Annotated in this window: 21 protein-coding genes; 9 read left to right on the top strand and 12 right to left on the bottom strand. The window is 35.2% G+C overall.

The window, feature by feature from the left end:
* On the top strand, window positions 1-3,452 hold a 3,452-nt coding region (locus tag Q0W04_RS06470), incomplete at its 5' end, for an Ig-like domain repeat protein (protein ID WP_298501313.1).
* 197 nt (window positions 3,453-3,649) lie between these two features.
* Here Q0W04_RS06470 and Q0W04_RS06465 read toward each other — a convergent pair.
* The 7 genes from Q0W04_RS06465 to Q0W04_RS06435 form a co-directional block, all read right to left on the bottom strand.
* A complete protein-coding gene (locus tag Q0W04_RS06465; RefSeq protein ID WP_298501312.1) occupies window positions 3,650-3,808 on the bottom strand; it encodes a hypothetical protein in 159 nt (52 codons plus the stop codon).
* Window positions 3,809-4,145: 337 nt separating this feature from the next.
* A complete protein-coding gene (locus Q0W04_RS06460; protein ID WP_298501311.1) occupies window positions 4,146-5,642 on the bottom strand; it encodes a transposase in 1,497 nt (498 codons plus the stop codon).
* 228 nt (window positions 5,643-5,870) lie between these two features.
* Window positions 5,871-6,104 carry a hypothetical protein gene (locus Q0W04_RS06455; RefSeq protein WP_298501310.1) on the bottom strand — a complete coding sequence of 78 codons (234 nt, stop codon included), beginning with the start codon at window positions 6,102-6,104 and terminating at the stop codon, window positions 5,871-5,873.
* Between the two features lie 74 nt (window positions 6,105-6,178).
* Window positions 6,179-6,400 (bottom strand): hypothetical protein, encoded by a 222-nt coding sequence (locus Q0W04_RS06450; RefSeq protein WP_298501309.1) that lies wholly within the window; start codon window positions 6,398-6,400, stop codon window positions 6,179-6,181.
* The gene (hmgA, locus tag Q0W04_RS06445; protein ID WP_298501308.1) at window positions 6,387-7,589 is read right to left on the bottom strand and encodes a hydroxymethylglutaryl-CoA reductase (NADPH); all 1,203 of its coding nucleotides are present in this window, start codon (window positions 7,587-7,589) and stop codon (window positions 6,387-6,389) included. The genes Q0W04_RS06450 and hmgA overlap by 14 nt, the downstream gene beginning before the upstream one ends.
* Window positions 7,589-8,452: a succinate--CoA ligase subunit alpha gene (sucD, locus tag Q0W04_RS06440; protein ID WP_298501307.1), complete on the bottom strand. Its 864-nt coding sequence runs from the start codon at window positions 8,450-8,452 to the stop codon at window positions 7,589-7,591. Before sucD ends, hmgA begins: the two co-directional genes overlap by 1 nt.
* Before the next feature lie 12 nt (window positions 8,453-8,464).
* Entirely contained in the window at window positions 8,465-9,190 is a 726-nt protein-coding gene (locus tag Q0W04_RS06435) for a hypothetical protein (protein WP_298501306.1), read from the bottom strand.
* Window positions 9,191-9,329: 139 nt separating this feature from the next.
* Here Q0W04_RS06435 and aroD point away from each other — a divergent pair, with 139 nt between their 5' ends.
* The 8 genes from aroD (at window position 9,330) to Q0W04_RS06395 (ending at window position 14,871) form a co-directional block, all read left to right on the top strand.
* Window positions 9,330-10,004 (top strand): type I 3-dehydroquinate dehydratase, encoded by a 675-nt coding sequence (gene aroD, locus Q0W04_RS06430; protein WP_298501305.1) that lies wholly within the window; start codon window positions 9,330-9,332, stop codon window positions 10,002-10,004.
* 7 nt (window positions 10,005-10,011) lie between these two features.
* The gene (locus Q0W04_RS06425; protein ID WP_298501304.1) at window positions 10,012-10,614 is read left to right on the top strand and encodes a S24 family peptidase; all 603 of its coding nucleotides are present in this window, start codon (window positions 10,012-10,014) and stop codon (window positions 10,612-10,614) included.
* A 194-nt stretch (window positions 10,615-10,808) separates the two neighbouring features.
* Window positions 10,809-11,093 (top strand): hypothetical protein, encoded by a 285-nt coding sequence (locus tag Q0W04_RS06420; protein WP_298501303.1) that lies wholly within the window; start codon window positions 10,809-10,811, stop codon window positions 11,091-11,093.
* Between the two features lie 4 nt (window positions 11,094-11,097).
* The gene (locus tag Q0W04_RS06415; RefSeq protein WP_298501302.1) at window positions 11,098-12,324 is read left to right on the top strand and encodes an HD domain-containing protein; all 1,227 of its coding nucleotides are present in this window, start codon (window positions 11,098-11,100) and stop codon (window positions 12,322-12,324) included.
* A gap of 9 nt (window positions 12,325-12,333) precedes the next feature.
* A complete protein-coding gene (locus Q0W04_RS06410; protein WP_298501301.1) occupies window positions 12,334-12,882 on the top strand; it encodes a UbiX family flavin prenyltransferase in 549 nt (182 codons plus the stop codon).
* Window positions 12,883-13,446, top strand: a complete 564-nt coding sequence (gene cbiT / locus Q0W04_RS06405) for a precorrin-6Y C5,15-methyltransferase (decarboxylating) subunit CbiT (protein WP_298501300.1) — start codon at window positions 12,883-12,885, stop codon at window positions 13,444-13,446.
* Window positions 13,447-13,461: 15 nt separating this feature from the next.
* A complete protein-coding gene (locus Q0W04_RS06400) occupies window positions 13,462-14,223 on the top strand; it encodes a hypothetical protein (RefSeq protein ID WP_298501299.1) in 762 nt (253 codons plus the stop codon).
* Window positions 14,224-14,241: 18 nt separating this feature from the next.
* Window positions 14,242-14,871, top strand: a complete 630-nt coding sequence (locus tag Q0W04_RS06395) for a molybdenum cofactor guanylyltransferase (RefSeq protein ID WP_298501298.1) — start codon at window positions 14,242-14,244, stop codon at window positions 14,869-14,871.
* On the opposite strand, the gene rrp42 is transcribed toward Q0W04_RS06395, so the two are convergent.
* Genes rrp42 through psmA form a run of 5 tightly spaced genes read right to left on the bottom strand, consistent with a single transcriptional unit; the run spans window position 14,868 to window position 18,861 of the window.
* Complete coding sequence (rrp42, locus tag Q0W04_RS06390) at window positions 14,868-15,653, bottom strand: exosome complex protein Rrp42 (protein ID WP_298501297.1); 786 nt, start codon at window positions 15,651-15,653, stop codon at window positions 14,868-14,870. The two genes, Q0W04_RS06395 and rrp42, sit on opposite strands and share 4 nt — an antisense overlap.
* A 12-nt stretch (window positions 15,654-15,665) precedes the next feature.
* The gene (gene rrp41 / locus Q0W04_RS06385) at window positions 15,666-16,361 is read right to left on the bottom strand and encodes an exosome complex exonuclease Rrp41 (protein WP_298501296.1); all 696 of its coding nucleotides are present in this window, start codon (window positions 16,359-16,361) and stop codon (window positions 15,666-15,668) included.
* Between the two features lie 36 nt (window positions 16,362-16,397).
* On the bottom strand, window positions 16,398-17,309 hold the full coding sequence (rrp4, locus tag Q0W04_RS06380; RefSeq protein WP_298501295.1) for an exosome complex RNA-binding protein Rrp4: 912 nt from the start codon (window positions 17,307-17,309) through the stop codon (window positions 16,398-16,400).
* A gap of 19 nt (window positions 17,310-17,328) precedes the next feature.
* Window positions 17,329-18,030, bottom strand: a complete 702-nt coding sequence (locus Q0W04_RS06375) for a ribosome assembly factor SBDS (RefSeq protein ID WP_298501294.1) — start codon at window positions 18,028-18,030, stop codon at window positions 17,329-17,331.
* A gap of 33 nt (window positions 18,031-18,063) precedes the next feature.
* Window positions 18,064-18,861 carry an archaeal proteasome endopeptidase complex subunit alpha gene (gene psmA, locus Q0W04_RS06370; RefSeq protein WP_298501293.1) on the bottom strand — a complete coding sequence of 266 codons (798 nt, stop codon included), beginning with the start codon at window positions 18,859-18,861 and terminating at the stop codon, window positions 18,064-18,066.
* Window positions 18,862-19,025 lie beyond the last annotated feature (164 nt).

The following is a 19,025-nucleotide window of genomic DNA, read 5'->3' as shown; positions in this document are numbered from 1 at the left end:
TTAATTCTGATGCTACTGGTCTTGTCAAATTCAAAGTAACCGGAACTGAAGAATACCTTGTATATGCTGATGTCATTGATGGTAAAGCAATACTTGTAGATATTCTAGATACTGGTGATTACACTGTAATTGCGACATACATGGGCGATGATAAATACAACACCAATGTAACCTCTGAAAGCTTCACAATTAAAGGACACACAAAGCAAAACACTACAATTGATGCAAATGTTAAAATAAACGGATATACTGCAGAAATCAATGTTAATGTAAATCCAAACGCAACAGGATTCATTGAACTGACAACCAAGGATTCCACCATTTATTTGGCACTAGAGAACGGCGCTACTTCAGTAAATAACACTTTACATGCCGGAAGCTACAACTTTGCAATCAGATACATTGGAGACGACAACTACAACGAAAACAGTACCAGTTTGGAATTTGTCATTATAGACCCTGTAAAAGAAAATACGGACATTGATTTAAATGTTGTGATTGATGAAAATGATGTTGTTTATATTGTGGATGTTGATTCTGACGCTACTGGCATTGCCAAATTCGAAGTAACCGGAACCGAAGAATACACAGTATATGCAGATGTCATAAATGGTAAAGCAATACTTGAAGACATTCTGGTTGCTGGCGATTATACTGTAATTGCGACATACATGGGCGATGCAAGATTCAACACCAACATCACAACACAATCATTCACAGTGAAAGGTCATGAAAAACAGAACACTGCAATTGATGCTGATGCTAATATCAATGGTTACCGCACAACCATAACCGTTAATGTAAATCCAAATGCAACCGGATTTGTTAGAGTAAAACTGGCAGACACAATTGCAAATATCGAATTAACCAACGGCGCAGGTTCATTGATTACCACTTTGGCTGCCGGAAGTTACTATGTAGATTTAACATATCTGGGTGATGACAACTTCAACCAAAACGCTACCAAAGTGACATTCACAGTTGTTGACCCTGTTAAAGAGTCCACTCCAATCAGCATTGATATCGGAGGATTCGAAACCAACGTCACATTCACTGCAAATGTCGATAATAGAGCTACAGGTCTTGTAAAATATGAAGTAATAGGTCCTGAACACTATCTCCTATACGTAGATGTTGAAGACGGTGTAGGATACCTCTATGATATCCTCGTTCCTGGAGACTATACAGTATATGCAACCTACATGGGTGATGGCAGATTCAACTCAAACATAACTTCCGAGAAATTCACAGTCGCAGGACACATCAAGAAGGACACTCCAATTTCAGCCGGCGCTGATGTTAACGGATACCGCGTAACCATTGATGTTAATGTTGACGCTACTGCAACAGGTTTCGTTAAAGTCAAATTGGGAGACACCATCTTCAATGTAGAATTGATTGACGGTGCAGGTTCAGTAACCACCAATCTGGTTGCTGGAAGTTACTACGCAGACTTAACATATCTCGGTGATGACAACTTCAACCAAAACAGCACTATTGTGACATTCACAGTCGTTGATCCTGTAAAAGAGTCCACTCCAATCAGCATTGACATCGGTGTTGATGAAAACAACGTAACATTCTATGCCAATGTCGATAATAGGGCTACCGGTATCGTAAAATACGAAGTAACCGGTCCTGAACATTACGTATTGTATGTGGATGTTATTGACGGAGTTGCATATCTCTATGACATTCTAGTTCCTGGAGATTACACTGTAGTTGCAACCTACATGGGTGATGACAAGTTTAACACCAACATTACTTCTGAGCAATTCACAGTCAAAGGACACGTAAAAGTCGACACTCCTATCAAGGCGGATGCCTACGTTAACGGTTATCGCGTAACCATTGACGTTAATGTTGACGCTAACGCTACAGGATTTGTCAAAGTTAAGATTGGAGATAGCATTTTCAATGTAGAACTTGTCAATGGTGAAGGTTCATTCATCAACACCTTCGCAGCAGGTAGCTACACTGCAGATTTAACCTATCTCGGTGATGACAACTTCAATCAAAACAGCACTATTGTGACATTCACTGTTGTTGATGTTGCAAAAGAAAACACAACAATCAGCATGGATTTAGGCATTGATGAGAATAACGTCACATTTACAGTCAACGTTAATCCAAATGCCACAGGCCTTGTCAAACTTGAAGTAACAGGTCCTGAATACTACGTCCTCTATGTTGATGTCGTAAACGGTGTCGGATATCTCTATGACATATTGGTTCCTGGAGACTACACTGTAGTTGCAACCTACTTAGGCGATTCCAGATACAACACCAACGTAACTTCCCAAGACTTCACAGTCAAAGCTCCAAAACCTGAAGCAAACATCACAGTTGATGTTCCAAGCGACATCAAAGCGGGTGAAGACACCCCAATTACTGTTGATGCCCCTGGAGCAACCGGAAACGTAACTGTAATTGTTGATGGAGTTGCAACTGAAGTTCCTATTGTGGACGGCAAAGCCAACTACACTATTCCTGGACTTGATGTCGGTGAACACACTGTCGAAGTTGTATACAACGGCGATGAAACTCACGCTCCTAGCAAACTCACCAAAGCAATCAGCGTTGGTCCTAAGGCAAGTGAGTTTACAGAAATTGTCATATCAGGTGATGCTGTAATAACAGTCAAATTGGTTGACGGTACAGGCGCTCCAATCGCAAACGCTGATTTGACCTACACAATCAACGGCAAAGCATTCACTGCAAAAACAGATGATAAGGGTATCGTTTCAATCAATGCTTCTTCAAATAGTGTTGTTGAATTGAAGTATGCTGGAAGTGATTTAATTTCACCGGTAAATACTACAATTACTATTAAAGATTTAGCGCCTGTGAGAGCTTCAACTGTTATTGTAGGTAATAACTACACTCAAAGCGCTATTGAGTATAGGGCTGGTGAAAGAGGACAAAACTTCACTGTACAATTGGTTGACGCAAACGGCGTTCCACTTGCAAACAAAACAGTTTATATTGGTTACAATGGTAAATCATTAGAGAGAACAACTGATGAAAACGGTTTCGCTAGAGTACAAATCAACTTACAAGATGCAAACAGATTAACATTTGCTGTTGCTTTCTTAGGTGATGAAGACTACAACGCAACCCTCTCAGTATATCTGATTACCATAACCAAAAAACCTGTTACAATAAGTGCCGCTGCAAAAACATACAAAGCATCCGCTAAAACCAAAAAGTACACAGTAACACTCAAAACAATCAAAGGAGCATCCGCTGACGGTAAAACATACTTCGCTGCAGGCAAAAAAGTCACCATGAAAATCAATGGAAAAACCTACACAGCAAAAACAAATGCTAAAGGTCAAGCAACATTCAGCCTTAAAATAATCAAAAAAGGCAAATTCTCAGCTTCCATTAAATACGCTGGTGACAACACTTACGAATCAGCAAGCAAATCTGTAAAAATAACAATTAAGTAAGTGCAAATGCACTTGCTCTTTTTTTATTTTTTTAATATGACATTATATAGCCCATATTGGCCTTAACCATTACATTGGACTCACATCTAATTTTAATGTATAAAATAGCTAAAAAATATCCAATTTAAATAGCATATCATGTCCAATTTATAAAAATCATCGCTAAATAATGTTATTTAATGATTTGAAACAATGACTTAAATGGAATTTGATTTAACAGACAGCCAAATGAAAAAGTAAAAGAAATAGAAAAGCATGGAATTAGTCTTGAAAACACCATCAATCTTCTTTTCAAATAAACGAGGAAGCAATTCGGCAAATGGACAATGTTGATGAAAATATGGCCTGTCGCTCAAAATACTTCATCAATGAATGCTGATACATATGATTAATCATTATTTGCCATGAAACATTACTACGGAGAAATCACATTTCATTGTTTACAGCATATATATGAACTTAAATGTTAAATGATGGATGTAATTGAATTCAGCAAATCAAATATTGCTTTAATTAAATGCTACAAATGTTGGTGATAATGCATTTAATTGTAGCGAAATTAAATTTAATCAATGCAAAACAAGAAGAAATAAGTCAAAAATTTTCAGCACAAAATCAAAAAAAAAAATCAATTTCAGCAAACATCCTAGGGTGTCCGCCAAAATTGATTTTTGACGGATGAGTAGATCTGCTCTAGAATATGGTCACATCGAGTTTTAATTGATGTATTACTGATTCTCGTTCGCAGAAATTTTCTAAATCTTCTTTTGAATTTTTTATTTCCTGTGTCATGTTGTATAATCTGATTAAGTTATATGCCAGAGCATCTAGGTTGAGTCTTTCTTCTGTTCTGACCATTCCGATGACCACTTCTTTTTCTATGTCGAATTGTTCTTTTAATATTCCAAATGGTCCTTCAACACTTGATCTTTTGGCATATTCGTCTTTATATTCTTGTTTTTCCATTTTCTGATTCATTGCTTTTTGCATTTCAGAGCCGTATTCTGTGATGGTTCTGTGTGTTTGTGAGCTTGAACAGCATTTGTTTCGTGCTTTGCAGTTCTTACATGCATCATAATTGTTGTATATTCTTTTTATTTTGTCTGGTTTTTCTGGGTCTTTGTGTGGTTCTATGTATTTTCCGAAAAAGTGCAGATAGTTGTTTTCTGGGCATTTGAATGTGTCTAGTTTGTAATCGTATTCGAAATTGTCTTTGTGGTAGGGATTTGGGTTTAATTTTCCTATTTTTTCTTTGGATTGTTTTCTATTTGGTATTAATCCTTCTATTTTTTTATCTGCGAGGTAGGATAAGCTTATTTGGTTTAAATATATTGTGTCGGCGCTTATGTATTTTGGAGTGGTTTGTATGTTTTGTATTACTCTTTCTGCGATTGCTGGTAGTTCATAATGGTCTGTTGGGTTTTGCGTGACGTTTATTGCGCAGATTAGTTTGGTATCGTAATCGACTGCAGATTGGATATTATAGGCAATGAGGGAGTTTCCTTTCATACCTTTCATGAATCTTGCTTCAATATCATTTACTGGTATTGTATCTTGTCCTGTGAATGTGAATTGTGTTTTAATGTCATATAATAGTTCTATTTTATCTTCAATATCCGTGTCTTTATTTTCGAGTATGTTTTTGGCGGGTTTGTGGAGTTTTTCTAGCTTTTCAGGATCAACTGATAGTCCGCTGAAGTAATCGAGCAATATTTGTGTTTCTTTTTTGCTGATGACATTGTTGTTGGAATTGTATGCTTTTTTGATGGTTCCATCAACTGCAACATGATTAAACTTTGTTAATTTTAAATCTGATGCCTTTTTTAATGTCATTTTGAGCAATACTTCGAAATAACATCCGTATTCTCTCCTGTACCTTTGTACTGAGCGTTCTGATGGCATTACTTCATCAGAAACGAATTTATATATCTCATGATACCTTGCCATCTCTGCAATAATCCTGGCACTTTCTACGTGCTCGATTTTTGCATAAACAAGCAATTTTAACATGGAAACAATAGGTAAAGAGTCTCTTCCTTTCTTTTTCTTTGGTTCTTTAATATTCAAAATCGGATAAACTTCTTCAATAAAATCCACAACAAAACGGGAAATATGCTTCCCTGGAATGTTACAATCCAAAGTCTTAATGCCCAATTTACTCTGTTCCTTAGCCAAATTTCTTTTAACCATAAACAACAACACCAAAATAACTAATACTTAATATTAACTATGTATAATCAAGTATATAAACTTAACTATTGTAAAAACACTTTAAATTAAAAATAACATTCAATCAAAGAATTAATAAATTAAAAATTAAATAAAAAATTGATAAAATAAAATTAGAAAAAATACAAATGGAATCAGATAAAAATAAGAAAAAATAAGTCAAAAATTTTTTGACGAAAATTCAAAAAATCAATTTTGGCGAACACCCCTGTCTAAAAAAACTAGTGAACCAGTATCTTTGTCAATATATGGTCTCTGGTCGTTTCTTGCAGTTTCCAATAATGTAGATGGGGTAAAACCAAATTGTTCATGTATCTCTCTGAAAGTACTATTGTACGCCCTTATTCTTGAAGTGGACAGCTGTTTATTCTTGATAAAATTTTTTAATTTAATATCAGTTTCGGAGAACTTTTCTTTTGACATATAGTTTATTTATATGACTTTTATTTAATTTAAACATTGTGGTAATCATGCAAGTTTTTGTATGACTCCAAATACTAATCCTCATAATATCTCATGAAATCGTCAGACTCCTGAGTCTCACTGAACTCTTTAATGAATTCATTCAAATCATTGATGAATTCTTCTTTTCTTTTATCGAAATCCTCGATTTTGGAGTAGTCCTTTTTTACAGCCAGAGTCATTATTATATCATCAGTTTCAAGAGTCAATTCAGGATACAATTCATCAAGAAACTCATCCATATTATCCTCTTCCATGTTGCTGATGAGCTCTTGCAAGATGTCCTGCGGCAATTGCACCAACAAGAGACAATTCCCCTGCTAAAACTGTACATGCAACTATTTCTGCAAATTCTTTTGCATGACCTGAACCTGCAACGCCTAAAATTTCCAAGCCTTCATGAGCCACTTCAAGGCTGGTTCCACCACCGACAGTAGCTACCGGCAAGTCAGGCAGATTTACTGAAAAATACAAATCCCCGTTTCTGTTTTCAGCAGTAGTGATTCCAAGAGAACCTTCAACAACGTGAGCAGCATCCTGACCGGTTGCTAAAAATATAGCTGCAACCATATTTGCATAATGGGCATTGAATGCCATGCTTCCGCTGGCTGCTGAACCGATTAAGTTTTTGGCCATGTTTACTTCAACAATTGCATCAGTTGTAGTTTTAAGTTTTTTCTCAACTATGTCTTTTGGTATTAATATATCTGCTATAACAGTTTTTCCACGGCCTTCAACAATATTGATGGCCGCAGGTTTTTTATCAACACAAACATTACCGCTTAAAGCAAGATGATTGGCAGTAGTGTCCTGTGCTAATTTTTCCAGTATTTTTTCAGAAGCTATGGTTACCATGTTCATTCCCATACTGTCTCCGGTTGAGAAAACAAATCTTGGATAGACATAGCTTCCAACAATTAAGATAGGATCAATTTTAATTAGTTTACCGTGTGAGGTTGTGCTTTCTGCAATCTCTTTTAATTCATCGAAATTATCAATAAACCACTGTTTGATTTTTAAAGCTTCACCAACACCACTGCATTTGATTGCAGGTGCACGAGTCATGATATCAGATATTACTCTTGCATTGGCTCCGCCGGAAGCTGTGATTGTGGATGCCCCCCTGTTAATTGATGCAACCAATGCACCTTCGGATGTTGCAAGAGGAACAAACACTTCCCTTTGACAGTGCTCGCCATTGATTTTTAGAGGACCTGCAATTCCCATTGGAAGCTGCAAGACTCCTATTGAATTTTCAATGTTTCTTGCTGAAGCCCTTTCCATATCCAAAGTGTAATTTGAGATGTTGGATAAATCTATTGAGTATTTTTGCTCTAGAAATTCCCTTCTGATATCGGTAGCCTCTTTAGCATTCACTTCTTTATCAACCTGATAAAGCTTCATTTCACCGTTTAATAACTTATCAATAATTTCCTGATTTGACATTACATAACCTTTTTAAGTAAATCTACAATTTCAGATGGTTTGATTGCCACTTCAACGCCAGCTTCATTCAAAGCTTTGGTTTTACTTTCAACTGTACCGGAAGATCCTTGAATAATAGCTCCGGCGTGTCCCATTCTTTTGCCCGGAGGTGCAGTTCTTCCTGCAATGTATGATACAACTGGTTTTTCCATTTCTTCAGCAATATATTTACCTGCCCTTTCTTCTGCAGTTCCACCGATTTCACCGATTAAAACAACTGCATCAGTATCATCATCCTTATCGAATCTTTTTAGGATATCTACATAGTTATCACCAGTAACAGGGTCTCCTCCAATACCTACACAGGTACTTTGACCGATTCCTGCATTTGTAAGTTCGCTTGCAATCTCATAAGTTAATGTACCGCTTCTTGAAATTACACCGACGTTACCTTCTGAAAAGATATGTGTAGGCATGATGCCCAATTTACCGACACCAGGAGAGATGATTCCAGGAGTGTTTGGACCGATGATTGTGGTTCCCATTTCTTTTGCATATGCCATTATTTTCATACTGTCGTGAACTGGAATGTGTTCTGAAATAATAACAACCAAATCCAAATGTCTGATTGCTTCAAATGCAGCATCTTTTGCGAATTTTGCAGGTACAAAAATAATTGAAGAGTTAATATCTACTTCTTCGGTTGCTTCTTCAATTGAATTGAAAATTGGAACTTGATCTAAGAATTTTTGACCTCCTTTACCCGGAGTAAGACCTGCAACAATATTAGTATTGTATTTTAACATTTGTTCTGTATGAAAAGAACCTTGTTTTCCAGTGATTCCTTGAACTAAACATTTTGTATCTTCATTTAACAAAATCATAATTTTATACTCCTATCTTAATATTCTAGTTTTATTTTCAAATGGAACAGCCAAATCAATTACATTACCGTTCATAAATGCTGTAGCTGAAAAAATCACGCTACCCGGCAATACATTGCAGGTTGTTCCCCGTTTAACCAAATAAACATTCTTGTTTCCAAGTGCGGCACCAATCATTGCCCCGGCCACAACTCCCACAGATTCAATATTTTCAATGGTGGCAACCACAACCGGATCATCAGTTTCAGGTGAGACATAGCCCACCCCAGGTATTTTTCTTATTTTTGGTTCTATATAGTCAGATACATCAGTTACATTTTTCATTCCTTTTGCAGCTTCAATAGCTGAGTTTGCAACATCCGCTACAAATGGTTCTCCCCCATATGTATCAAAACCTAAAACGATTGCATCAGGAAATCTGTCTGGCCTAATGCTGGCCTGAGCATATGACACCCCTTCACCGGCATCATCAGGATTTTCGGAAATTCCAGAAAGATCGCCCAGATTTTCTGCACTCATTTTTAAAACATCAATAATGCCTTCATTAACAGATTCAAGCAAATCATCTTCAACAAATGCACTTACAACAACGTCATCACCAGTGACATTTGTTAAAGCGACATCCCTTGCACCTAGTTCTTTAACTCTATAAAGGTTATTTTCAATAGTTTCTACTAGCTCAGCACTGCATGATACATCATTTTTTGATATATCGGCACCCATAGCAGTAATTTTCAAATTAACACCTTGTATAATTGATTAACAAATAAATAAAATATAAATATTTTATTGATATATTATTTGTTTTTTAATTTATATAAACATTAATAGTATCTAAAGAAAGTTTAATTAATGACAAAATAAAAATAATTAATTAATGTATTCACAGACAAAGATTGCAATTCCGATTTTTCAAAAGAACTGCAAAGATGTTATTGAAGTAGCTAAAGATTGTATTGACAAAGGAGCTGATGTTTTAGAATTTAGAATTGACGGTCTGGAAAATCCGGATATCAATGAGATTAAAAATACAATCGAAGAAATTAACTTCCCCACAATAGCCACCAATAGAATTAACACTGAAGGAGGTTCTTTTAAAGGCAGCGAAGAGGAAAGATTCAATATTCTATATGAGTGCTGTGATGTGGCCGATTATGTGGATATAGAGCTTCAAAGCGATGACGAATACATTAATAAAATCCATGAAACCGGAGTGACAACCATTGTTTCATACCATGACTTTGAGAAGACTCCTGATTTGAATGAAATAACTTATATCGTTGAAAAGGAACAGGAACTTGGAGACATTGCAAAAGTTGCATTCATGCCTCAGGATTTAGAGGACACTTTAACAATATTGGCCGTTCTTTCACACTGCAAGGATACAATTGCCATTTCAATGGGAGATTTGGGAAGCTACACAAGAGTTATGGCATCCAAATTTGACTCACCAATCACATTTGCAGCCGGAACCGATGTGACCGCACCCGGCCAGATTGATATTGAAACCATGAAAGCTCTTTTAAATATGGATTTAAATATTATGGATTAGTGATAAAATGGCTAAAAAAATTATTTTAGCTTTACTTGTACTTATTTTAATTGCATTTTTAGCATTGAACTTTGTTGTAAACGATTCCGTCGACCTTTATATTGACGGTGAAAATGTCAGTGTTAAAACAAATACCCTATCAGGCATCGATACCAAAAATATGAACATGGAGATTTGTGATTATGCTTTAGATGTAATGAATGATCCCACTTCAGATATCACAACATTGAGAAATGGAATTGATGACATCTGCAGGAGGTATGGTCTTGAAGATGTTGAAATCAATATCGATTCAAGCATCGGTGAAAATCAAATCCCGGTTATTGTCTATGTTGATGGAACTTCAATGCTTCCGACACTGCAGGACGGTCAGAGTGTCCTGTTGAAAAAAAGCCATGACGTTAATCCGGGAGATATAGTTGTAGCGGAATCTGATGAATATGGTGGAATCATAAAAAGGGTTGATTCTGTAAACGGCAATTCAGTTCATTTGGTTAGCGACAATAAGGAAGTCTCATATGAATACATAAATGGTGATTTATACGAAATCAAAGGCATATCGACCTGGGTGGACATCTCAGACATAAATGGTGTGGTAATCAGTTATTAAATGAGAGAATAGGAAGCTGAACCTCGCAGGATAAAGAAGCCCGAGAATTCATGCACAATAATGTTAAAATGATGAAAATACAACAAAAATCACTTTAAAATGATTATTTTTTAACAAACATTAAATATTAGCTATTAAAATAAATAATAATAGTGTAGTTTAAATTTTTAAATAAAATAAAAATAAGTGTTATTATGAAAGACTCAATAAAAGCAAATCTAATAGTATTTTTAATAATAGCAACAATTGCATTTACTGTTAGTAGTGCTTTTGCCAGTTTAACAATAACTGAAGACAATGATTCATATAAGTTAATTTCAATTCAGAATGATTCATTTGAACCAAACTACATAGATGAAGTTCCAACAATTATTCCAAAAGTTGAAACAAATCTGACCAATAACACAACAACTACAAATACCACTTACGACTGGAATTACACATGGAATGAAACTGTCAATAACAATTGGGGGTATTGATAATATGGCTGAGAAAAAAAGGTTTATCAGAGATAGTGTTTATGGCGACATCAGTCTAAACAAATTTGAAGAAAGAATTATGGACATGCCACAATTCCAACGTTTAAGAAGAATCAAACAACTTGGATTAATCAGTTTAATTTATCCGGGAGCGACACACACCAGATTCGAGCACTCAATCGGAACAATGAATCTTGGTTCAAAACTTGCAACAGAACTGGAACTGGAAGATGATGAAATTGAACTGATCCGAGCATCAGCATTGCTCCACGATATTGGACATGGTCCTTTTTCCCACGTGTCTGAAGGCGTTTTATCATTCCCACATGAAGAGCTAACCAAATATGTGGTTACAAAAACATCAATGAGAGATTTGCTTGAAGAAAAATTTGATGTTAATGAAATTGTAGACATCGTTAACGGTAAAGGATATCTCGGACCAATAGTTTCAGGAGAACTTGACGTTGACAGAATGGATTACCTTTTAAGGGATTCACACAATACAGGAGTGGCCTACGGAGTTATTGATTATGAAAGGATTATCTCCAACCTACAACTTGAAGACGGATTAATCCTGGATATGAAAGGAGTTCAGGCCGCTGAAGGGGCTTTAGTATCAAGATATTTCATGTATCCCAGCGTGTACCAACACCACACAACCAGAGTCGTAAATTCCATGTTCAGAAGAGCACTTAAAAAAGTAATTGACGATGATATAATCAAGGAAAATGACATTTACAAATATGATGATGCCGATATAATCGGAATATTCAGACATTGTGAAAATAAATACTCAAATGACATAATGTCCAGATTGGACAACAGACAACTTTTAAAAAGAGTTAAAGCCATCAGACTTGACAACTTCAAAGTTCCGGAAAAAATGTATAAGATTGAACAAAAAGAGTTAAGGAAAGCGGAAGAGGAAATTGCGCAGGTTTATGATATTGATAAAGATTATGTTTTCATTAATATTGCAGAGTATCCTCGTTTTGATGAAATGAAAACCCAGGTCAACGTGGATGGAAAGCTATATCCATTAAATGAAATTTCAAACATTATCTCCGCTCTCAGTAAAGCAAGATTCAATATTCCGGACATCAGCGTATATGTTCCACAAGAAGAAATCAACAAATTCACTAAATTCAAACTTGAAAATTTCCTGGATTTACCTGAAATCGATAGGGAAAAATTCCATGGAATTCATTATGACCAGATAAAACTATTTTAGGAGATTGACATGATAGTAGTTGGAATTACAGGAGCAAGCGGAGTAATATATGGAATAAGATTGCTCGAAGTTTTAAAAGAGTTAAATATCGAAAACAGCTTAGTCATAAGTGATGCTGCAAAAATTGTCATTGAATCTGAAACCGATTATGCCGTTGAAGACGTCATACAATTAGCAGACACATTCTATGATTTCAACGACTTGACCGCTTCAATAAACAGCGGATCATTTAAAGCAGACGGACTGGTCATTGTACCATGCTCCATGAAAACATTATCATCAATAGCCAACGGATATGGTGCAAATACAATTACAAGAGTGGCGGACGTCAGTCTTAAAGAGAGAAGACCAACAGTTATTGTTCCTCGTGAAACTCCACTCAGAAGCGTTCATCTTCAAAATATGCTAACATTATCACAAGAAGGAGCCATAATACTGCCTGCAATGCCGGGATTTTATTCGACACATGACAGCGTTGATGACCAAATCAATTTTATTGTAGGAAAGATTTTGGACTCTCTGAAAATTGAAAATAACTTATTTAAAAGGTGGGAGTAAATGTTAGAAGATAAGGATTTCTTTAAATCCTGTGACGTTCCAGGACCAACTAAAGAAGCAATAAGAGCAATATTATTATATAAATCTGAAGTAACAAGCGATGATAAAGTTGTGGATTGCGGATGCGGAACCGGTGGAATTACATGTGAATTTGCCCAAAGGGCACATGAAGTGATTTCCATTGACACCAATCCAGAAGCAATTGAAATAACAAATAAAAATCTTGATAAATTCGGACTTGGAGACAATGTCACATTAATTAACGATAATGGATCTAATGCCCTGAAAGATATTGATGATATTGATATTGCCATTGTAGGGGGCAGTGGCAGAGAACTTGAAAATATCTTGGACATAGTTCATGACAAATTAAATTCAAAAGGCAGAATATTAATTACAGCCATACTTGTTGACACTAAAGTAGAAGCGATAAACAAACTTAAGGATTTGGGTTATAATCCGAAAATCATGGAAGTGAATATTTCCAATGGTCGAGTTTTGGATCGTGGAATATTAATGATTAGTGAAAACCCGATAGCTATCATTTCTGCTAAAAAAAGATAAAATTGGAGATTAAAAATGAGTGAACGATTAAGTTGGAAAATGAAGTTTTCCATAGTAATGGTAGTTTTAATAATTATTATTTACGGTTCCAATTATCTCGTCTTGGGTGATGCAGAACATATCATATCCTACATCTGGACACATTTAGGTTTTATTCCTGTGGATATTCTTGTTGTTGCATTTTTACTTGATGAAATAATTGAAAGAAAAGAAAAAGAAGCAATGCTTGAAAAATTAGACATGCTAATGAGCACATTCTTTTCCGAAGTTGGAAATGAACTGATTTCTCAATTAAGTACTGTCAACAAATACAAAGCAAATACTGAAAATCTGAAATCCATCAAAAACTGGGATGAAAATGACTTTGACAATAAACTGGCTGAACTTAAAGATTCCAGCACAGATTTTTCCGCAGACATCACACCTGAAGAACGTGAAGAGTTTTTGGAAAATTTAAGGACTTTGCTTGCAAGCAAAAGGGAATTTATTATTAATTTAATAAACAACCCGAATATCCTTGAAAAAGAAGAATTTACCGGTTTGGTAAATGCAATACTTCACCTGGATGAAGAACTTGAGCACAGAGCAGATTTCGCTTTAGTTAACGATGCCGATTTCGGCCATCTGAATGGAGACATGCAAAGGGTGTATGACAAATTGGTTTATGAATGGGTTTACTACTTAAAATATCTATACAAACACTACCCATACATGATTGCACTGATAATCAGAACCAATCCATTTGACGAAACCGCTGAAGTATATGTGAAAGAATAAGAATTTAGAGGATTTAATATGAGTAATGAAATGAAAAATAATGAAAATATTAAATCTTGCATCATTTTATGTGGAGGGCAAAGTAGAAGAATGGGTCGTGATAAAGGTTCTATGATTATTCAAGATAAACCTATGATTAAACATGTCCTTTCTACTTTAAACCACAAAATAAATGAAGCCATAATCGTTTTAAACGACCAATCAAGGATTGATAAATACAGCGAATTCATCAATCCTTCAGACTACTCCTATACCATCACATTTGCTGAAGACAAAATCAAAAATAAGGGTCCGATGCCGGGAATCATGACCGGACTTTCACACATCACGGGAGATTACTCATTGGTTTTGCCCTGTGACAGCCCTTATGTTTCAAAAAAATATATTGACGCTATTTTCTGTGAGATTGATGAAAATTATCAGTCAGTAGTGCCCTATCATGACAGTGAAAACAAATTAAAAACTTCAGAGCCGCTTCATTCAATCTACAATAAAGAAATAATCCCAATCATTGAAGATCTGGTAAAAAATGATGTATTGCACATCAAAGGATTGATTGAAAAAATAGATACAAAATTTGTTTTAATAGATAATAAAAAAATAGAAGAAAAAGAATTTAGAAATCTTAATCGTCCTTCAGACATTTAAAGATATTCTATTAAATCTTTTACTTTTTCTATAGCTGTATTTACACAGTAAAGAACATCATCTTTAGTTAATGGTTCTTTTCCACCTTTTTGCATGGAACAGATGTGACCATCTTTGGTAACACCAACATTCAAACGAGCGTTAGCCACTCTTTCTTCACTTAATGTTGGGTCAATAATCATTTTGTCACCAATTTTAACAAAGGTACATAAAGCCAATTCATTGTTAATTGGTAAATCAAATGTTTCATCTTCACTAAGGACAACTTCTTCATCAACAATAGTTGCAACAGGCAATTTAGTTGATTTGAGTGCAGCCATTACAGCCAATTCACATGCATCGAAAAGGTTACCGCAGTTATCGATAATATGTAAATCGATGAATAACATCCAAACATGTTTACCTTCTTCAACACATAACTTGTCCAATTCAACCAATTCACTTTCACGAATACCCCTATCGACTACACGTGCAAGTTCGATTGAATCGTCACTAGGTGGACCTGGTTCAAAGGTAGGGTCAGCCATTGGCAACATTTCACAGTTGGTCATTAAAACTCCTAAATCAGGAGTGTCTGGAAATGGGCTTCCAAGTTGTGGTTTAATACCTACAATAACTTGAGTTCCACCAAGTTTTACACGAGCAGAACCTTCAGCTTTAGAAATAACATTAGTTTCAATAGAAATATCCCTATATTCAGTTAATTCCCTGCCATCTTCTCTTTTATCGTTTTTGACAAGGTTAGTTATACTTTGTCTTGTAATTTCTGGTACTATATCCATATTATCCACCCACTATTCTGTAGAATATTTTTTCATTAAAGCTTCTTTTTGAAGTTCGCTTACTTGACGACATCCTTCCATAGCTAAATCTATTGCTTTTGCAAATTCTTCTTCAGTTAAATCACCATCACTTTGCAGTAATGTGATTTCACCAGTTCTTGGCATCATAGCTATTGGAACATCAGCCTGACCTTCTTTATCTTCAACTTCAGACAAGTCAAGTACAATCTCATCATTAACTTTACCAGCAGCACAGCCTACAACAATATCTTTCATAGGCACACCTGCATCAACTAAAGCAACGGAAGCCGCAGTAATTCCTGCACAACGGGTTCCTCCTTCAGCTTCAATTACTTCTATATAAATATCAATCATTGAACGAGGATAATTTTCTAACATTAATGCTGGTCTTAAAGCATCAGCAGTGATTTTGGAAATCTCAGATGATCTTCTATCAGGTCCCGGTCTTTTCCTGTCATCCACTGAAAATGGTGCCATATTGTATCTGCATCTTATAACACCAGTATTAGGTTCTAATAATCTTCTGATATATGATTCCCTAGGACCATAAACAGCTACTAAAATTTTATTTCCGCCAACTTCCAAATAAGCAGAACCGTCTGCACGTTCTAAAACTCCTGCTTCAATTTTGATAGGGCGCAATTCATCAAACTTCCTACCATCTTCTCTTATCATTTCTGACATCATATCAACCTCATTTGTAATACGAAGATTAAATAATCATTATTTATTATTCAAAATAAAAGAATTTTTTGAGCTTTCACCATAAGATAAAGGATTATCTTTTTTGTTTTTTCTCTTTAATTCTTCAATGACTTCAGCAATATTTGGTTTATCTTCTTTTTCCTCTTTACTTTCTTCAGCTTCTTTTTCTTCCTGTTCTAATTCTTCTTTAAAATTTTGAAGCTTAGGTTTTTCCAAAACAAATTCCTCTTCAGCTTCCTGATTTTCTTCAGGTGGCAATTCACCGTCAATAGCCAAATACAATTTGTTTTTGATTTTATTAGTTAAACCGGAAGTATGAGCTTCAGCCTCAATTAAATGAATAATATTTTTGGTAAGCTGTTCCATGTCTTCGTCTCCTTTTACCCAAACGAGACCATTTTGACCAACGACGATTTTACAATTAGTTTTGTCTTTAATCATGTTAATCATGGAACCTTTTTTACCGATTAATCTAGGAACTTTAGTTGGAGCAATATCAACAATTATTCCTCCTTTAAACTTACCCATTCCTCTTCCTTTTAAACCGAGCTTTGCCTTTTTGATTTCATCAACATCGACAACTCTTAAAAATAGAACGTCCCCAACATCAAAAACTTTGTTGAGCTCTTTTTTCTCACGACCAAACACTTCAAAAGCAGGTAAAATTCCAGAGTAAGGTGAATTAATGTTTACATCCCACATTGAGAATCTAACGTCATTAATTTTACCTATAACAACATCTCCTTTTTTAGGCACATACTTGCTTTTTAAAGGAATAACTCTAATTTTCTTATTCCTTAAAGAAACAAGGCCCATTAAAGAAGAACAAACTTTACCATTGTCTTTAAAGGTACCTCTTCCTGAATAGTATTCATCGTCAGCTAATATCTGACCAGGAATAACTAAATCTTTATTTTCCACATATATCATAATAATCCCATAAGCTTAATTAGTTAATAGTTCTGGTTTCCGCTTCACCGCCTGAAATTTCAGCCATTTTAGCAGCAAAAGAGTTTTGAAGACCACCCGGCATTTCAACAATACCAATCCATGACCCATCCTGTTGCCATTCCTCATTAATAATTTCACCAAATCCATGAATAACAGAATAAGCACTTCCTGCAGCAGAGCCCGGAAGTCTAACAGCAACTTTGACTTTTTCAAATCTGATAGGAATAAGTGGTTTGATGGCTTTTAGGGCTGATTGTACCTGTTGGTCAACTGAAGTAAACGGATCGAATTTCACTTTTGCCTCATCACATGCGTTTTCAATTCTCTGTACAGGATGCGGCAAACCGTTTTGAGGATTGATTGCTTCTTTTGCAATTTTATTTATTACCAATTTTCTTTTATCCTCTTGCATTTTTCTTTTTTGATCTGCAGTCAGTTGGACAGTACCTTTTTCAAGTATGATTTTGGAAACTTCAATAGGATCAGTAGTTTCAAATATTTTATTCATAGCTTCATCAGAAGCCTTGTCTCCTTTTTTGGAGTCTTTGAATATTTCTTCAACAGCTAAAAGATCTTCAATGGCAACATCTGGACCATCAGGATTACGAAAATCTGCTGCTAAATCAGGGTCAACCAATATTTCAAAATGTTCACCACAATATTCATATTTAGCGATAATAGCTTCATCAACATTTACCATTGAAACATCCCCTAACAAATCTAATTATAATAATTATTCTTCATCTTCTTCAGATTCATCTTCAGATACTTCTTCCTCAGATTCATCTTCAATTTCTTCCTCCTCTTCTTCAACTAGCACTTCATCAATATAATTTTGTACTTCTTCAGGAGAAAGTTTCACATATTTTCCATCATCATTTTTGATTACTGCAATTTCAACGTTTTTAGAAGTAGTTTCATGGTCAGTGGCATCATTGATAGCGGTTAAAGCCAGACCAATAGCCCCTTCCAAAGTTAAATCGTCAGTGTAATTTTCTTCAAAAATTTCCATGGCTGCGGCTCTGCCTGAACCGATAGCGGTTGCCTTATATTCAATCAATGCACCACTAGGGTCGGTTTCGAACAATTTGGCTTTACCGTCATATACTCCACCAATGATTAAAGCAGACCCGAATGGCCTTACTCCACCGTTCTGAGTATATAACTGCAACATGTCACATAATTTTTTAGATAGACTATCTACTCTTATAGGTTCGCTATAGGTAATCTTATTGATTTGTGCTTCAACTCTGGCTCTTTCAACTAAAGCTCTTGCATCCGCAACAAGACCTGAAGTAGCTGCCCCAATATGTTCATCTATTTTGAATATCTTTTCAATAGATGATGCTTCAACCAAACTAGAAGTAGTTCTTTTGTCAACAGCTAAAATAATTCCTTCAGAACTTTTAACACCTATAGATGTAGTTCCTCTTTTTACAGCTTCTCTTGCATATTCGACTTGGAAAAGTCTTCCATCTGGGCTAAATACAGTAATTGCTCTATCATATCCAGCATTTTGTAAAGGTTGCATAATATTACCTCACATATCTAACAATATTTTTATAAATATTAAAAAATTTTAATTCAACTACTTAAAAATATAATTTTAAAAATCAAAACCAAATCTCCATGAAAAGGCAAATTTTAATTTTAATCACTACATTGTAGTTTATTAAAATATTTTTTTATTCTTTT

Source organism: uncultured Methanobrevibacter sp. (genome assembly GCF_947170395.1).
Classification (GTDB): domain Archaea; phylum Methanobacteriota; class Methanobacteria; order Methanobacteriales; family Methanobacteriaceae; genus Methanocatella.
The sequence above is the reverse complement of the archived record's forward strand: the minus strand, read 5'-3'. Positions and strand labels throughout refer to the sequence as shown.

What these genes read in the sequence shown, in the direction of transcription:
- Q0W04_RS06460 (WP_298501311.1), bottom strand. Translation starts at nt 5,642, where the DNA reads ATGGTTAAAAGAAATTTGGCTAAGGAACAGAGTAAATTGGGCATTAAG.
- Q0W04_RS06455 (WP_298501310.1), bottom strand. Translation starts at nt 6,104, where the DNA reads ATGTCAAAAGAAAAGTTCTCCGAAACTGATATTAAATTAAAAAATTTT.
- Q0W04_RS06450 (WP_298501309.1), bottom strand. Translation starts at nt 6,400, where the DNA reads ATGGAAGAGGATAATATGGATGAGTTTCTTGATGAATTGTATCCTGAA.
- hmgA (WP_298501308.1), bottom strand. Translation starts at nt 7,589, where the DNA reads ATGTCAAATCAGGAAATTATTGATAAGTTATTAAACGGTGAAATGAAG.
- sucD (WP_298501307.1), bottom strand. Translation starts at nt 8,452, where the DNA reads ATGATTTTGTTAAATGAAGATACAAAATGTTTAGTTCAAGGAATCACT.
- aroD (WP_298501305.1), top strand. Translation starts at nt 9,330, where the DNA reads ATGTATTCACAGACAAAGATTGCAATTCCGATTTTTCAAAAGAACTGC.
- Q0W04_RS06425 (WP_298501304.1), top strand. Translation starts at nt 10,012, where the DNA reads ATGGCTAAAAAAATTATTTTAGCTTTACTTGTACTTATTTTAATTGCA.
- Q0W04_RS06420 (WP_298501303.1), top strand. Translation starts at nt 10,809, where the DNA reads ATGAAAGACTCAATAAAAGCAAATCTAATAGTATTTTTAATAATAGCA.
- Q0W04_RS06415 (WP_298501302.1), top strand. Translation starts at nt 11,098, where the DNA reads ATGGCTGAGAAAAAAAGGTTTATCAGAGATAGTGTTTATGGCGACATC.
- Q0W04_RS06410 (WP_298501301.1), top strand. Translation starts at nt 12,334, where the DNA reads ATGATAGTAGTTGGAATTACAGGAGCAAGCGGAGTAATATATGGAATA.
- cbiT (WP_298501300.1), top strand. Translation starts at nt 12,883, where the DNA reads ATGTTAGAAGATAAGGATTTCTTTAAATCCTGTGACGTTCCAGGACCA.
- Q0W04_RS06400 (WP_298501299.1), top strand. Translation starts at nt 13,462, where the DNA reads ATGAGTGAACGATTAAGTTGGAAAATGAAGTTTTCCATAGTAATGGTA.
- Q0W04_RS06395 (WP_298501298.1), top strand. Translation starts at nt 14,242, where the DNA reads ATGAGTAATGAAATGAAAAATAATGAAAATATTAAATCTTGCATCATT.
- rrp42 (WP_298501297.1), bottom strand. Translation starts at nt 15,653, where the DNA reads ATGGATATAGTACCAGAAATTACAAGACAAAGTATAACTAACCTTGTC.
- rrp41 (WP_298501296.1), bottom strand. Translation starts at nt 16,361, where the DNA reads ATGATGTCAGAAATGATAAGAGAAGATGGTAGGAAGTTTGATGAATTG.
- rrp4 (WP_298501295.1), bottom strand. Translation starts at nt 17,309, where the DNA reads ATGATATATGTGGAAAATAAAGATTTAGTTATTCCTGGTCAGATATTA.
- Q0W04_RS06375 (WP_298501294.1), bottom strand. Translation starts at nt 18,030, where the DNA reads ATGGTAAATGTTGATGAAGCTATTATCGCTAAATATGAATATTGTGGT.
- psmA (WP_298501293.1), bottom strand. Translation starts at nt 18,861, where the DNA reads ATGCAACCTTTACAAAATGCTGGATATGATAGAGCAATTACTGTATTT.